The sequence below is a fragment of the Haemophilus parainfluenzae genome (genome assembly GCF_900638025.1).
GTDB lineage: Bacteria > Pseudomonadota > Gammaproteobacteria > Enterobacterales > Pasteurellaceae > Haemophilus_D > Haemophilus_D parainfluenzae_J.
Genome location: NZ_LR134481.1, coordinates 1,606,281 through 1,620,419, shown reverse-complemented (window position 1 = coordinate 1,620,419; position 14,139 = coordinate 1,606,281). Strand labels below are relative to the sequence as shown.

Below are 14,139 nucleotides of genomic sequence, written 5' to 3'. Positions count from 1 at the left end.
TATAGCTTACGCCTGTGTAGTTATAGGGACAATTTTAATCACTGGTAAATGGTGGTAGATATGAGCAAGCCTAAGGAATCCAAATGCAAAGTATGCGGCAACTACTTTGTGAAAACAATAAGCTCAACACAAAAAGTCTGCTCGCCTAAATGTGCGATTATCCTTTCAAAAGAGCAGGCAAGAAAGAAACGAGAGAAAGAGGAAAGAGCAGAGCGAAGAGAGCGTAAAGCTAAATTAAAAGGCCGCTCTGAATGGTTGAAAGATGCTCAATCGGTATTTAATAAATTTATTCGTTTACGTGATAAAAATGAGCCTTGTATAAGTTGCGGTAAATATCACACAGGACAGTATCACGCAGGGCATTATCGGAGTGTTGGAGCTTGTCCAGAACTAAGATTTTGCGAATTAAACGTGCATAAGCAATGCGCACCCTGTAATGACCACAAGAGCGGAAACATTATTGAGTACCGAATCAATCTTGTGAATAAAATCGGTGCAGATAAGGTTGCTTGGTTGGAGCGGCAAGACCACGAGGCGAAAAAGTACACGGTCGAAGATTGCAAAGAAATCATCAAATACTACAAAGCGAAAATTAAAGAGCTGGAAGGAGAGTAGAATGTCGTATAGCGTTGAGAGAGTGTTGGAAAAGTGGGGTAATTGCTGGGGCAGAGACAGAATTGGCACAGAATACCCAAGCACCACAATTTCTATTCCTGTTTTACCTACCGTGCGCAAGGCTCACATTCGATTCTTAACGGATGACGAATGTTTAAAAATTGAGGAGCAGATTATGAATCTTCACGAGGATAGCTTGCTGCAATATCAAATCTTAATGGCGTTATACGTTCAGCAAGCAAATGAACGAGATATTTGTACCGCACTCCATATTTCTCCTGCGCATATGTATCGTGAGCGTGCTAAGGGCGTTAGATTCCTAAAAGGTGCATTTACTGGGGCGAAGATTAAGTTTATGTTTTTGGGATAAATAAATCTATATAGATCTAAATTAGATCTATATAGATTTTTTATTTGATAATTTGATAGAGCATCCTGAATTTGAGATGTAGGTCACAAAATTAGAAAAAACTTTGATTAAAAACTTAAATAAATGTTTTGTGTTTCGTAGAATTAGCGAGTCTATATAGCATACGAGGAATACAAAATGAAAAAATTATTAATGGAAAAATTATTATTGTTCGCAGCTGGTTTGATGTTGACAGCTTGTGGGGACGATATTGTTAGCATTGATGACAGAGACGTTTTATTTTTTGGGAATTTATATATACAAGAGTTATCAAAAAACAAGCAATTCTCCTATGCTAGCATTATGTTATCTGATGCACAGGGAATAGGTGATTTTAAATCGATTGATTTAAATATAGTTGGAGAAAAGTCTGAAAGTAAATGCTTGCGCGATACGGAGATCTTGATTAACAATAAAAGATTGCAGCCAATTACTGTAAAATTAGAAGAAAGAGGTGAGCGTAAACTATCTTATAGAGCTAAATATTCGTTCGACGAATACCTTGAATTTATGGCGAAGGAAAACAAAGTAATGATTAGTAGTTGTGGGATTAATCATATTCTGAGCCGCGATGAAAGAATGGGTCTCGCAGAGATTACTAAAGCATGGATAAAATTTACAGATAAGAAGTAATTTTTATAGAGATAATTTACAAATAAAAGCCCCTTGACTACAAAGGGGCTTTTTATTAATATGTTTTACAAGGTCTCAAAAGCCTAACAGAAAACGGATTATTCACCCCGTCAGCGTGATTTTTTTGTATCTAAAATTTGAGAATTTTACCGCCATTATAAAGTTCTCAAAGAATCAATGACCGACGGTGCGAGGAATACAATACCGAAAGGGAATAACTCCGCTAGATTTTCTGCTAGTTTTGAGCCGTTGGTCGCCCAATTATGGGTAAACAATCAATCCCTCAAAAGGAACAGAAAAATGACAACTCAAACTCAATTATCCACATTCAATTTTGAATCAAAATCCATCCGCACTTTAGCTATTAATAACGAGCCTTGGTTTGTTGCAAAAGATCTTTGTAATGCTATCAATATCTCAAATTATCGTGATGCAATCGAAAGATTAGATGACGATGAAAAGGGTGTCGCTTTAACCGACACCCTTGGAGGAAAGCAAGAAATGGCTGTAGTAAGCGAAAGCGGAATGTACACTTTGATCTTACGTTGCCGTGATGCAGTGAAAAAAGGATCTATCCCACACCGTTTTAGAAAATGGGTTACATCAGAAGTATTACCTACTATTCGCAAAACAGGAAAATATGAAAGCAAAACATCCGTCAATGACAGAACTGGATTACGCAATGCCGTGAATATGCTCGTGAGCAAAAAGGGATTAATTTATTCTGATGCCTATCATTTAGTCCATCAACGCTTTAATGTAGAAAGCATAGAAGATTTAACCCTTGAGCAATTACCGCAAGCAGTAGAGTATGTACACAAGATAATTTTAGAAGGGGAGTTGATCACTGATCCTGAACTGCCTAGCAGTGAAAAGAAATTCAGTTTTGAATTCACTGAGTACGAACTCGAACAACTTGTTTGGCTTTGGTGTGGACACAAGCAGATGAACACCTTACTTGGCGATATGATCAAACCGTTAGAAACTATCGGCTCTTATTTCACGGGAATGGTGATCAGCCATCACCAAGAATATCAACGCCAATACAAAAACACACTCCCTACCATTCAGAAATTGATTGCGCCATTTAAAGCGTCTAATCGAATGAACTGGGAAAGAGCGAAAAACCTCATCGCCCAATAAAACATCATAAAATTTATAAAAACACTTGATTACTTGCAAGTGAAAGTGTACTATATTCGGTAATTTGCGGTTTTAGCGCATGGCAAACGAACAAAAGAATTTTACAGCCCTGATCGGAAACGGTCGGGGCTTTTTGTTATCAAACTATAAGGGCGTAGTCTAATGGTAAGACAGCGGTCTCCAAAATCGCTAATTGAGGTTCGAATCCTTGCGCCTTTGCCATATCACAAGCTCACGTTAATGCGTGGGCTTTTTTATTGCCTCGAGAAAGCGGGGTGGAGTATGAGAATGTTTAAAGATCCCGGAAATCAAAGCTATGTCTGGTCGGGTTTTTCTGGCTTTTTGGCGTGGCTTGGCGATCAGAATAATTTAATGTTACTTAGTCTTGCGATTGGTATTTTGACCGCGCTTGTGAATATGTATTCCAAATTCTGGGAAGGCCGCTTGCTGAAGCGCGAAGAAGAGCGCAAAGAAGAGATTCACGCGCTGATGGTGGCAAGATTAAAACAGGGGTTAAATATTGAAATTATCAAAGACTAGAGGTGCATTAGGTGTTTGCTCCGTTATCAGTATTATTGCAGTGATGTACACCTCGCATGGCGATGAAATCCAATTAAGCCCCGCTGGTGCGGAAATTATTGGTAACGCTGAGGGTTGTCGCCGTGAGCCGTATAAATGCCCATCAGATGTGCTAACTGTTGGTATTGGCTCAACAGAATATAGCGGACTGCCGATTGAGCCGAAACGAATCTATACGGATTTGGAAATTGCCGAACGCTGGAAGAATGATATTCAGGTGGCCGAAAAATGCGTGAATCAATATGGAAACGGACGAAATTTACCGCAACCCGTTTTTGATGCTGCAACATCTATCACGTTTAATGTTGGCTGTGGTGCAATGCGGAAATCCACAATGTTTAAATATCTCAATGCAGGCAAGTATGCGCAAGCGTGTAATGAGTTATCACGCTGGACGAGAGCTGGCGGAAGAGTGTTACCTGGGCTTGTTAGTCGCAGAGAAAAGGAAAAAGCACTATGTTTGCAGAATTTAAAACCTACGCGATAGCCTTTATTGCGATAACGATTTTGGGCTTGTGCGGTTGGATTTGGCACCAATCAAAGAATATAGATGAACTAAGAGCCGAAAACCAAGTGCAAGCCCAAACTATTAAACAACAAGAAGAAACCAACAAAACTCTAAATGCGGCATTGCAACAAGAGCGCGCCGCGGTAATTGCGCAACAACAACGCAACGAAGAAATCGAACGGATGGCAGCAGAAAATGCGGAATCAATTAAAACGATTATTAAAACACAACCTTGTGCTAACACTCGTCTGCCTCAGTCTGCTCTTGAGCGCCTGCGGAAGTAACACAACCAAGACGAGCTATATCTACCCACCTCAAGCCTACACGGTGCCGTGTGCTAAGACAGCATTTACCGGGGAGACTTACGGTGATGTCGTATTACAGTTAGTCAAGGTAACCGCAGAGCGAGACAAGTGCGCAAGCCAAGTAGATAATCTCAATAAGTGGATTAACCAAACCAAGACCGCCAATTAAAGTGCGGTCTTTTTTTATTGGCATATACAGGCACATACATTAGGACTGATCTTGATTATCTGATGATAGCTCGAGGGTAGTCCTAAGCTATGTTTTATGGACAAAACAAAAATATATCGAGTGATTTTTATAAAGAATCGTGACGGCAAAAGGTACTCCTGAGGGGATACCCCTTTCCACGGGGTTTCGGGCTCGCGGTTTTCGACAGTTTTTTGACATCTTAGGCATCATCATCTTTTTTCTTTTTGGGCATTTTAACGGTCTCGGCTATGGATAATTTATACGACTTAAAACTCAATATAAATCAGATTGCCGAACTTGTCGGAATGCACCGTCAGACCGTGTCACAACGGGTCGCAGGACTTACTCCTGCTATCGGTAGTAACTCAAAATTAAAGTTATACGCAATATCCGATTTAATCAAAATCGGGCTTGCCGAAAAAATGACGGCAGATGTTGATAGCTTGTCACCTGTTGAGAGACGGGCATTTTGGCAGGCGGAAAATGAAAGACTTAAATATGAGCGAGACACAGGGGAATTAGTACCGGCGTTTGAAGTTGCTCAAGAGATGAGCTTTTTAGCAAAATCAGTAGTGCAGCCACTTGATACATTGCCAGATATTTTAGAGCGTGATTGTGGATTAAATCCATCACAATTAATCCGTGTAATGCAGGTAATTGATGATATTAAATTGCAAATGTCATCGCGCATACAGACTGGCGATGACAAGTCAGAGGAGTAATAATGTTTGCATCAGCTAAAGATATTAGACGAGATATTGCAAATCTACTTAAACCGCCTCGCCGAATGAAAGTATCTGAGGCTGTCGCAGAGTATATGCGCGTGCCTGTTGGAGGTGGTAACTCTGTTAAATGGGATAAAGATACTGCTGCATATATGCTAGAACCAATGGATTGCCTAAACTCTCGTGAGTATGATGCAGTAATTTTTGTTGGTCCAGCTCGTACTGGTAAAACAATCGGATTGATTGATGGGTGGATTACTTATGCGATTATTTGCGATCCGTCTGATTTCCTCTTGGTGCAACTTACACAAGAGAAAGCCAGTGAACATAGTCGTAAACGTTTAGATCGCACTTTTAGATGCTCGCCTGAGATTGCAAAAAGATTAAGCCCGCGTAAAAACGATAATAATGTCCACGATAAATATTTTAGGGCTGGTAATCTATTAAAGATTGGTTGGCCGTCAATTAACGTATTGTCATCATCCGATTACAAATATGTTGCGTTAACAGATTACGACCGATGGCCCGATGATGTGGACGGTGAGGGCGACGGATTTAGTTTAGCGTCCAAACGGACGACTACATTTATGAGTGCCGGTATGACACTTGTAGAGAGTTCGCCAGGCAAAGATATTGTTGATATAAAACATCATCCAAAAACTACTCACGAGGCACCGCCAACAACAGGTATTTTGTCACTATATAACCGTGGTGACAGACGTAGATTTTATTGGCAATGCCCTACTTGCTCTGAGTGGTTTGAGCCATCAATGGCTAACATGGTTGGTTATCGTGATGATACCGATTATGTCAAAGCATCGGAAAAAGCTCGGCTGCAATGCCCACACTGTCAAACTCTGATCGAGCCTGACAGAAAGCGCGCATTAAACATCGGTGGCAAGTGGTTAAAAGAGGGGCAAACGATAGACAAAGACGGTGTTATACATGGCGAGGGAAGAAACTCTCGTATTGCATCATTTTGGCTAGAAGGCCCAGCGGCCGCTTATCAAACATGGGCACAATTAACTTATAAATTACTTACTGCTGAGCACGAATTTGAGATGACTGGCAGTGAAGAAACGCTAAAGGCAGTAACAAATACAGACTGGGGATTGCCTTATTTACCACGCTCCGCACTTGAGCAACGCCGAAGTGATGAGCTGATGGAGCGGCGCGAAGAAAGCGAAAAAAGAACGGTACCTTATGGGTGCCGTTTTTTATTGGCTGCAGTTGATGTACAGGGTGGGCGGAATCGCCGTTTTGTCGTCCAAATTGTTGGATATGGTGAAAACAGCGAACGGTGGCTCATTGATAGATACAACATTAAATCATCAATGCGGAGCAATTCAGACGGAGAAAGTCTCCCGATTGATCCGTCCGCCTACCCTGAGGACTGGGATTTACTCATTAGCGATGTGCTTAATAAGCAATATCGTATTGAGGGATTAGATGGCGGATTCATGCCAATCCTTGCTATGGCTGTGGATAGTGGCGGTGAGGACGGTGTAACAGATAACGCCTATAAGTTTTGGCGTAGATGTAAGCGTGATGGCATATCAAAACGAGTGTATCTCGTCAAAGGTGATAGCACCAAGCGCCAAAAACTGATTTCTCGCACTTATCCTGATAACACTTCTCGGTCAGATCGTCATGCTAAAGCACGAGGTGATGTGCCGCTATACCTACTTCAAACAGACCAACTCAAAGATCGTATTAGTAACGCACTAAGCCGTGAGACTATCGGGGCTAACTATATCCATTTCCCGTCCTGGCTTGGGGAGTGGTTTTTTGATGAGCTGACTTATGAGGAGCGCGGACAAGACGGCAAATGGTGCAAACCAGGTAAGGGCAACAATGAGGCATTTGACTTATTTTGCTATGCCCATGCGATCGCAATTTTGCGTGGTTATGAGCGTATTAAGTGGGGAGATGAGGACAATGTCCCATACTGGGCGAAATTGCCAAGCGTAAACCCTAACGTGATCCGTAGAGAATCATCTGCACCAGAAGAAGAAACTGAAAGTGCGGTAGAAATTGAACAAGTAAAACCGCAACCGAAAGCCAAGACAAAAAGTAATTGGCTAAATGGTGGTGGCAAAAAAAGCGGTTGGCTTTAACTCCCAAACAGCCTTAAATCGGTAGATGCCGAGCCTATGAAAAGGTGGGAATGTTGCGGTAATAACTCAAGCCCTGACTAGAGATAGTTGGGGCTTTTTATTATCTAAATTTGGAGGTAGAAAATGCAATTAGCAAATCACGAAAATTTTAAACAGTTTGTACAAAATAAAGGATCTAAAACTATTACCACATCAGAAACTGTAGCAAAAGTTTTTGGCAAGTTGCACGCTCACGTAATGCGTGATATCCGCGAAATTTTGGAATCTGGAGATGAAGAATTTAACCGATCCAATTTTGGATTGGTTGAATATATCGATAAAAAAGGCGAAAAGCGCCCAATGTTTGAGATGACAAAAGACGGTTTTATGTTGTTGGTTATGGGATATAAAACCAAAAAAGCAATGGCAATTAAGATCGCTTACATCAAAGCATTTAATTTTATGCAAGATCAATTGTTATCTGGCAACATGACATTGCTTGAGCAATATTACCAAGCCTTGGGTGAGCATAAAGCAGAAAAACAATTAGCAAGCGTTTGTGGCAAAGCGTTGAACGAATGGAAAGGTAAAAAGCCGTTGCTTGAAGCAACACTAAAAATCTTTGAAGACAAATTGCAAATTGAGTTACCACTACTTAACTAACCGCACCTTAAAAAGTGCGGTTTTTTATTGGGGCAAAAATGGCTATCTACGAAAGAGAAGAACTCGAAGAAAAAATCAGAGCACTTGACGAGAAAATTGAAAACGCCCAAAGCCAAGTGAGCTTTAATGGGCGGTCGGTATCTTATCAAGTATCAGAATGGACAAAACAACGTGACCGCTATCAACAAATGCTTAATGAGTTACTGGCGGAAACAAGACAGCGCGTTAAACGCCACAGAATCAAATATGCGAGATTTTAAACAATGGGAATAGTAGATAAAGCGATTGCCGCAATCTCGCCTAAATGGGGCGCACAGCGAGCAAAAAACCGCTATGTGATGAATGCCTATGAGGCGGCAATGCCAAATCGTACACACAAAGCAAAACGCGAAAGCCAAGGTGCGAATGTATCGACAAAACAAAGTGCGGTAAGTTTGCGAGAGCAGGCTAGGGCATTAGACCAAAATCACGATATTGTGATCGGCATCTTGGATAAGATGGAGGAGCGAGTTATCGGCTCAAGGGGTATCCATATTGAGCCACAGCCGCTTAATTTAAGCGGCGATGTTGATGAAGATTTGGCAGAGCAAATTCGGAAGAAATGGGCGGAATGGTCTGTTAGACCTGAGGTTACAGGACAATTTACTCGGCCAGAACTTGAGCGAATGCTTTTGCGCACTTGGTTACGAGATGGTGAGGTATTTATCCAGCTCGTGCGCGGTAGTGTGGCTGGACTAAATCATAGCACTGACATTGCATTTAGTCTTGAGGCGTTAGAGCCTGATTTTGTGCCGATGTGGCAATCTGACACAGCTAATGTAATCCAAGGTATAGAGATTAACGCCTGGCGTCGTCCTGTGTCTTATCGGGTTTACATGGACAATCCACAGGAAAATAACCGCACTTATGGGCGAGTTAAAATGGTGCCCGCGGAAAATATGCTGCACCTTGCGTTTAAAAAACGCTTGCACCAGTTGCGCGGCGTATCGATGTTGCATGGCGTAATTGTCCGCCTATCAGATCTTAAAGATTACGAAGAGAGCGAGCGCGTGGCCGCACGAATTGCCGCCGCCTTTACGATGTATATCCGAAAAGGTGATGCTGCGCTCTATGGGGACAACGAGGATTACAGCACAGATAGCCCAGAGCGTGACTTTGAGATAGCGCCTGGCGCAATTATTGATGACTTAAAACCAGGTGAAGATATTGGGTTAATCAATTCTAATCGCCCGAATGTCAATCTCGAAACCTTTAGAAATGGACAATTAAGAGCAACCGCAGCCGGTACTCGCTCAAGCTACTCAAGTATTGCGCGAGATTATAACGGCACTTACTCAAGCCAACGCCAAGAGTTGGTTGAGAGCTTTGAGGGCTACTCTGTTTTACAAGATACCTTTGCTGCGCATATCTCCCGTCCAATCTACCGAGAATGGTTAAAAATGGCGATTGTCAGCGGCGAAATTGAAGTGCCAATCGATATTGATCCTGCATCACTTTATAACGCTGTTTATAGCGGCCCTGTAATGCCATGGATTGATCCAACCAAAGAGGCGCAAGCCTGGAAAGAGCGCATTAAAGGTGGGTTGGCAACGGAAAGCCAAGCTGTACGAGCAAGCGGTAGCAATCCAGCAGAAGTGAAACGCAGACGTAAAGTTGAGGTGGACGAAAACCGAGAATTGGGTCTCAAGTTTGACACGGATTTAACTAACACAGGTACGACAAATGAAAAAACAAAAGATGATTCTGTCGCCAATGGCGATGGCAGCGAACGTGACAAAGACGAATAACCAGTCTTGGTACTCAATCAAAGCCAAAGCCAACGATACGGCAGAGATCTCAATTTACGATGAGATTGGATTTTGGGGCGTTACGGCGCAGAGCTTTTCGAAAGATCTAAAAGCGCTTGGCAATGACCTCAAACAAATCAATCTACACATCCACTCACCAGGTGGTGATGTTTTTGATGGAATCGCAATTTACAACTTACTGAAAAATCATCCAGCCAATGTGACAGTTTACATTGACGGATTAGCAGCAAGTATGGCGAGCGTTATTGCAATGGCAGGGAATGAAGTAATCATGCCAGAAAATGCAATGATGATGATCCACAAGCCTTGGGGCATTCAAGGCGGAGATGCTGAGGATATGCGCAAGTATGCCGACTTATTAGACAAGGTCGAAAATACGCTAATCCCAGCTTACGCAAACAAAACAGGAAAAACACCTGAAGAATTAGCAGAAATGCTATCAGCAGAAACTTGGCTCAACGGAAAAGAATGTGTTGAACAAGGATTTGCAGACAAACTAGCCGAACCACTTGTGGCGATGGCGTCTATTAAATCACGAAAATTAGAGGACTTTGAAAATATGCCAAAAGCAATGAAAGACATGTTGTTTAAGCCACAAGGCAACGCTGGCGCATCTGCACCACAAGCCACAGCAACCCCTGCACAACCAGCACCAACCGAACCGGTAAATCAAGCGCCAACAACTCCGGTAGATAACACCGCACAAGTGCAAGCCGAATTAAATAAACGCAACGCTGACATTAAAGCGGTATTTGCACCGTTTGGTACTACGCACAATGATTTGTTAGTGGAGTGTTTAGGTGATTTATCAATTACCGCAGAGCAAGCCAAAGACAAATTGTTAGCAAAACTTGGTGCAGGTACAACGCCAAGCGCAACAGCAACGCCTTATGCAGGTAACGGCAACATCGTTGGCGACAGTGTGAAACAATCTTTGTTAGCTCGTGCGGGTATCGATAAAGACAAAGCAGACGCCAAAGACAATGCCTACAACGCAATGACCTTGCGTGAGCTTGCTCGTGCATCATTGGTTGATCGCGGCATTAGTGTATCGGGTCAAAATGCAATGAGCATGGTTGGCTTGGCGTTTACCCACTCAAGCTCTGACTTTGGTCAAATCTTAATTGATGTGGCTCACAAATCCTTGCTCAAAGGTTGGGAAACCGCAGCGGAAAACTTTGATCAGTTTACCTCTCGTGGCACATTAACCGACTTCCGTGCAGCGAAACGTGTTGGCTTGGGTGATTTTGGCTACTTACCGCAAGTCGGTGAGGGTGAGGAGTACACCTACGGCACAATCGGTGATGAAGGCGCTAGCGTTGCATTAGCGACTTACGGGCAATTATTTAGCATTACTCGTCAAGCAATCATCAATGACGATATGCACTTGTTGACAAAAATTCCTGAAAAAATGGGACAAGCGGCACGTGCAACCATCGCTAAATTAGTGTTTGCGTTATTAACTGGTAACGCAATTGCACAAGATGGCAAAAAATTATTTGATGGCTCGCACAAAAACTCATTTAATAATGCCGCATTAGATGTGGCCAATATTGATAAAGTAATTCAAATGATGAATGGCTTTGTCAATACTCGTGGTGAACCATTAGCGATTGAGCCTGATTTTATGTTGTTACCAACCTCACTTTATACTCGTGCTAAACAAGTTCTAGGTTCAGCAAGTGTGGAGGGGGCAGATATCAATTCTGGCATTATCAATCCAATCCGCGACATTGTGCCGACAGTTAAATCCGCACGTTTACAAGTTGCCTATCCAAAATCTTGGTACTTAATCAACAAAGAAGCAATTGAAGTTTCTTATCTTGACGGCATTGATACGCCATACATGGAGCAACAACAAGGTTTCACTGTTGATGGTGTATCTACCAAGGTGCGCATTGATGCAGGTGTTAATGTAATTGACTACCGTGGCATTGTAAAAGTTACCAATAAGTAACCCAAAATAGCGAAACCCCAAGTAACGGAGAATTACCTGGGGTTTCTTTCATTCCAACTTCCTATACAAGAAGGAATAAATCGTGATTGATTTTAAACTACTTGATGGGGTTTGTAAAATGTTAGAAATCATCGATAAATCAAAGACGGCTCGGCATTTTATATGGGCAGTGCTTGTTCTCTCCTTTATTTGTGTGATTTTATGATTATCGCCAGATTTCTTGGATGCATTAGGCAAATTCTTATTAATTCAGAAAGGACAATAAATATGGCTAAAAACTATATGCAAGACGGAAACACCGTTCGTTTTACCGCTACCGCTGCTGTAAAAAGCGGTGATGTAGTAATGTTAGAAAACCTTGCTGCAATCTCAGTATCTGATGTTGCACAAAATGAAACAGGCGTTGGCTTAACTACAGGCGTTTTCACTGTGAAAGCAAAAGCGGAAGATGACATTAAACAAGGTGCAATTGTTTACTGGTCAGCAACCGATGGTGCAACCATTACCGCTGGTAGTAACAAGCGTTTAGGTATTGCTTGGAATGCTAGTGGAGTATCGATGGGCACTGTAGATGTCAAGATCAACGCTTAGTCCGTTTGATGACGCGCTCGCACAGGCGGACAAAGTCATATCAGATGTGATGATGTCCGTCTATGTTATCAACGGCAAAAAATACAAGGCTGTGCTTGATGAAAACCCAAAACTAATGAGTGGCAATTACACCGATGATTACTTAATTAATGGCACGACGCGTACTCTCACTCTTTTTAAAGCATCAGAATATAAGCCAAAACTTGGAGATATCATTACTTCTTCAACAGAGGAATATGTTGTGCGAGGGTTTAGCTTTGAAGATAAGAAGATCGTACTGCAATTGGAGTAAATATGGCGGTGAAAATTGAAGGGATGGCAGCGTTACAAGCTAATATCCAAAAACTAGCTAATCAAGTCGCGCCTAAAGCGGCAGCAAAAGCGATTAATAAGGTGGCGAGAAGTGCAATCAAAAATGGAACCAAAAATGTATCCAAAGAGATTCATGTGCCAGCTAAATTAATCCGCAAGCGAGCTCGATTATCCCAAAAAGCAACAGCGAATCGACCAGTTGCAAAAATACGAGTTGATAGAAGAAATTTACCGTTAATTCGATTATTGGAAAACCCTAGACGAACTATGCGAGCGAGTAAAGGGCAAATTAGAATAGGCAAATATCAAATACAACGCGGTTTTATTCAAACTCTAGCAAATGGTCGTAAACACGTTATGCAGCGACAAGGTAAAGAGCGGTATTCAATTGATGTTGTTAAGATTCCGTTAACTAGACCATTAACAACGGCTTTCCGTAATGAGTTAAAAGATTATTCAAGTCAGATCAAAGTCGAACTGACAAGAGAGTTGAGTGACATTTTTAAAAAATAGAGGATTAAATGCTAATTCATAAGAAGATTCGACATCAAGTGTCGGATATGCTCAAAAGCAGTATAAAGGGTGTTGAGAATATTTATTCTGGGCGCCCTTTATTTATTGATATTGACCAAGAAAAAACAGCTATTGCAGTTTTTCTTGATGAGATTTCGTGCGAAGAGGTAGATCTCTGTCATCACGAATATACCGCAGCCTTAAACATCGCGATTTATCTGAAAACTGCTTTAGGCGACGACGCATTAGATGATATTGCAGACAAAATCAAAGAGCGATTAAGCGTAGCTATATCTAATGATGAATTATCGGAAAATATTTCTGAAATGACTCTTATTAGCTACGAATACGAGCAAGATACGACGAATCGCACTTGGTTCGTTTCTAACCTTAAATATCAAATTAAGTATGAGGACTAGATATGCCTACACAAACAACACCGTTTCAACGTACACGATTTTATATTGGCATCGGAGAAGATGTTGGTAAAAAAATTACTGCTTGTACCGTGACCCCGAATGCAACAGTAACTGTTCCATCAAGCGGATTCAAAACTGGTGATTGTATCTTAGTGACCGGATTAGGTGCGCTAGATGGATATTATCCAGTTAAATCTGTAGCGGCAGATGTAATCACGTTAGCCGATGAAGTTGATTGGTCAGCGTATGATCAACCAACAGTATTTACTGATGCTAAAGCGGCATTAGTGAAATGGTCAAATAATTTCTGTGAGCTCAGAAATTTAGAGCGTAGCGAAGATACATTGACCGAAGAAGATGTGACTACTATGTGTGATGATGGCAAAACCACCGAAGCAGGCGAGTTCGAGTATGGTGAGACTCAGATGAAGTTCTTTACCGCGCCAATGTCTGAAATGCAAAAATTATGCCGTAAAAAATTCTTTTCGAAATCGAAATTCCCTTTCCGTTTAGTTTTCCCAAATGGTCAAGGAACGATGTATGGCACTGGTTATTTCAAATCTGGCAATGGTTACTCTGGTGAAACTATGGGTAAATTTGAAAGTGGTGCAACTATTAAGCATACAAAACAGGAATATCACTTACCTGTAGCTTAATCTGTGCAGCCGCACTT

General features: G+C 41.7%; 19 protein-coding genes and 1 tRNA gene. All 20 read left to right on the top strand.

The features are described from left to right. Nucleotides 1-60 precede the first annotated feature (60 nt). Complete coding sequence (locus tag EL215_RS08145; protein ID WP_126471400.1) at nucleotides 61-615, top strand: recombination protein NinG; 555 nt, start codon at nucleotides 61-63, stop codon at nucleotides 613-615. A 1-nt stretch (nucleotide 616) separates the two neighbouring features. Further along, nucleotides 617-985 (top strand): antiterminator Q family protein, encoded by a 369-nt coding sequence (locus EL215_RS08140; RefSeq protein ID WP_053465065.1) that lies wholly within the window; start codon nucleotides 617-619, stop codon nucleotides 983-985. A 177-nt stretch (nucleotides 986-1,162) separates the two neighbouring features. Further along, nucleotides 1,163-1,657 (top strand): hypothetical protein, encoded by a 495-nt coding sequence (locus EL215_RS08135; RefSeq protein ID WP_126471398.1) that lies wholly within the window; start codon nucleotides 1,163-1,165, stop codon nucleotides 1,655-1,657. A gap of 300 nt (nucleotides 1,658-1,957) precedes the next feature. Then, nucleotides 1,958-2,800, top strand: a complete 843-nt coding sequence (locus EL215_RS08130; RefSeq protein ID WP_126471396.1) for a BRO family protein — start codon at nucleotides 1,958-1,960, stop codon at nucleotides 2,798-2,800. 148 nt (nucleotides 2,801-2,948) lie between these two features. Continuing rightward, nucleotides 2,949-3,022, top strand: a tRNA-Trp gene (locus EL215_RS08125). 66 nt (nucleotides 3,023-3,088) lie between these two features. Continuing rightward, nucleotides 3,089-3,340 carry a hypothetical protein gene (locus EL215_RS08120; protein ID WP_420026297.1) on the top strand — a complete coding sequence of 84 codons (252 nt, stop codon included), beginning with the start codon at nucleotides 3,089-3,091 and terminating at the stop codon, nucleotides 3,338-3,340. Between the two features lie 43 nt (nucleotides 3,341-3,383). Further along, nucleotides 3,384-3,866: a lysozyme gene (locus EL215_RS08115; protein ID WP_126472050.1), complete on the top strand. Its 483-nt coding sequence runs from the start codon at nucleotides 3,384-3,386 to the stop codon at nucleotides 3,864-3,866. Further along, entirely contained in the window at nucleotides 3,836-4,171 is a 336-nt protein-coding gene (locus EL215_RS08110) for a DUF2570 family protein (RefSeq protein ID WP_126471392.1), read from the top strand. The genes EL215_RS08115 and EL215_RS08110 overlap by 31 nt, the downstream gene beginning before the upstream one ends. Then, nucleotides 4,083-4,361 carry an Rz1-like lysis system protein LysC gene (gene lysC / locus EL215_RS08105; protein ID WP_126471390.1) on the top strand — a complete coding sequence of 93 codons (279 nt, stop codon included), beginning with the start codon at nucleotides 4,083-4,085 and terminating at the stop codon, nucleotides 4,359-4,361. Before EL215_RS08110 ends, lysC begins: the two co-directional genes overlap by 89 nt. A 269-nt stretch (nucleotides 4,362-4,630) precedes the next feature. Continuing rightward, nucleotides 4,631-5,104 carry a DUF1441 family protein gene (locus EL215_RS08100; protein ID WP_126471388.1) on the top strand — a complete coding sequence of 158 codons (474 nt, stop codon included), beginning with the start codon at nucleotides 4,631-4,633 and terminating at the stop codon, nucleotides 5,102-5,104. 2 nt (nucleotides 5,105-5,106) lie between these two features. Further along, nucleotides 5,107-7,224, top strand: a complete 2,118-nt coding sequence (locus tag EL215_RS08095; protein ID WP_126471386.1) for a phage terminase large subunit family protein — start codon at nucleotides 5,107-5,109, stop codon at nucleotides 7,222-7,224. A gap of 123 nt (nucleotides 7,225-7,347) precedes the next feature. Further along, nucleotides 7,348-7,866: a Rha family transcriptional regulator gene (locus EL215_RS08090; RefSeq protein WP_126471384.1), complete on the top strand. Its 519-nt coding sequence runs from the start codon at nucleotides 7,348-7,350 to the stop codon at nucleotides 7,864-7,866. 38 nt (nucleotides 7,867-7,904) lie between these two features. Next, the gene (locus EL215_RS08085) at nucleotides 7,905-8,126 is read left to right on the top strand and encodes a hypothetical protein (RefSeq protein ID WP_126471382.1); all 222 of its coding nucleotides are present in this window, start codon (nucleotides 7,905-7,907) and stop codon (nucleotides 8,124-8,126) included. Between the two features lie 3 nt (nucleotides 8,127-8,129). Continuing rightward, nucleotides 8,130-9,653, top strand: a complete 1,524-nt coding sequence (locus tag EL215_RS08080; RefSeq protein WP_126471380.1) for a phage portal protein — start codon at nucleotides 8,130-8,132, stop codon at nucleotides 9,651-9,653. Next, entirely contained in the window at nucleotides 9,589-11,631 is a 2,043-nt protein-coding gene (locus EL215_RS08075) for a ClpP-like prohead protease/major capsid protein fusion protein (protein ID WP_197721741.1), read from the top strand. Before EL215_RS08080 ends, EL215_RS08075 begins: the two co-directional genes overlap by 65 nt. A 267-nt stretch (nucleotides 11,632-11,898) precedes the next feature. After that, the gene (locus tag EL215_RS08070; protein ID WP_126471378.1) at nucleotides 11,899-12,222 is read left to right on the top strand and encodes a DUF2190 family protein; all 324 of its coding nucleotides are present in this window, start codon (nucleotides 11,899-11,901) and stop codon (nucleotides 12,220-12,222) included. Beyond that, nucleotides 12,203-12,514 carry a hypothetical protein gene (locus tag EL215_RS08065; protein WP_126471376.1) on the top strand — a complete coding sequence of 104 codons (312 nt, stop codon included), beginning with the start codon at nucleotides 12,203-12,205 and terminating at the stop codon, nucleotides 12,512-12,514. The genes EL215_RS08070 and EL215_RS08065 overlap by 20 nt, the downstream gene beginning before the upstream one ends. Before the next feature lie 2 nt (nucleotides 12,515-12,516). Beyond that, nucleotides 12,517-13,047 carry a phage tail protein gene (locus EL215_RS08060; protein WP_126471374.1) on the top strand — a complete coding sequence of 177 codons (531 nt, stop codon included), beginning with the start codon at nucleotides 12,517-12,519 and terminating at the stop codon, nucleotides 13,045-13,047. Between the two features lie 47 nt (nucleotides 13,048-13,094). Further along, nucleotides 13,095-13,466: a phage tail terminator protein gene (gpU, locus tag EL215_RS08055; protein WP_230304754.1), complete on the top strand. Its 372-nt coding sequence runs from the start codon at nucleotides 13,095-13,097 to the stop codon at nucleotides 13,464-13,466. 2 nt (nucleotides 13,467-13,468) lie between these two features. Then, nucleotides 13,469-14,122 carry a phage tail protein gene (locus tag EL215_RS08050; protein ID WP_126471372.1) on the top strand — a complete coding sequence of 218 codons (654 nt, stop codon included), beginning with the start codon at nucleotides 13,469-13,471 and terminating at the stop codon, nucleotides 14,120-14,122. The last annotated feature ends 17 nt before the right edge of the window (nucleotides 14,123-14,139 follow it).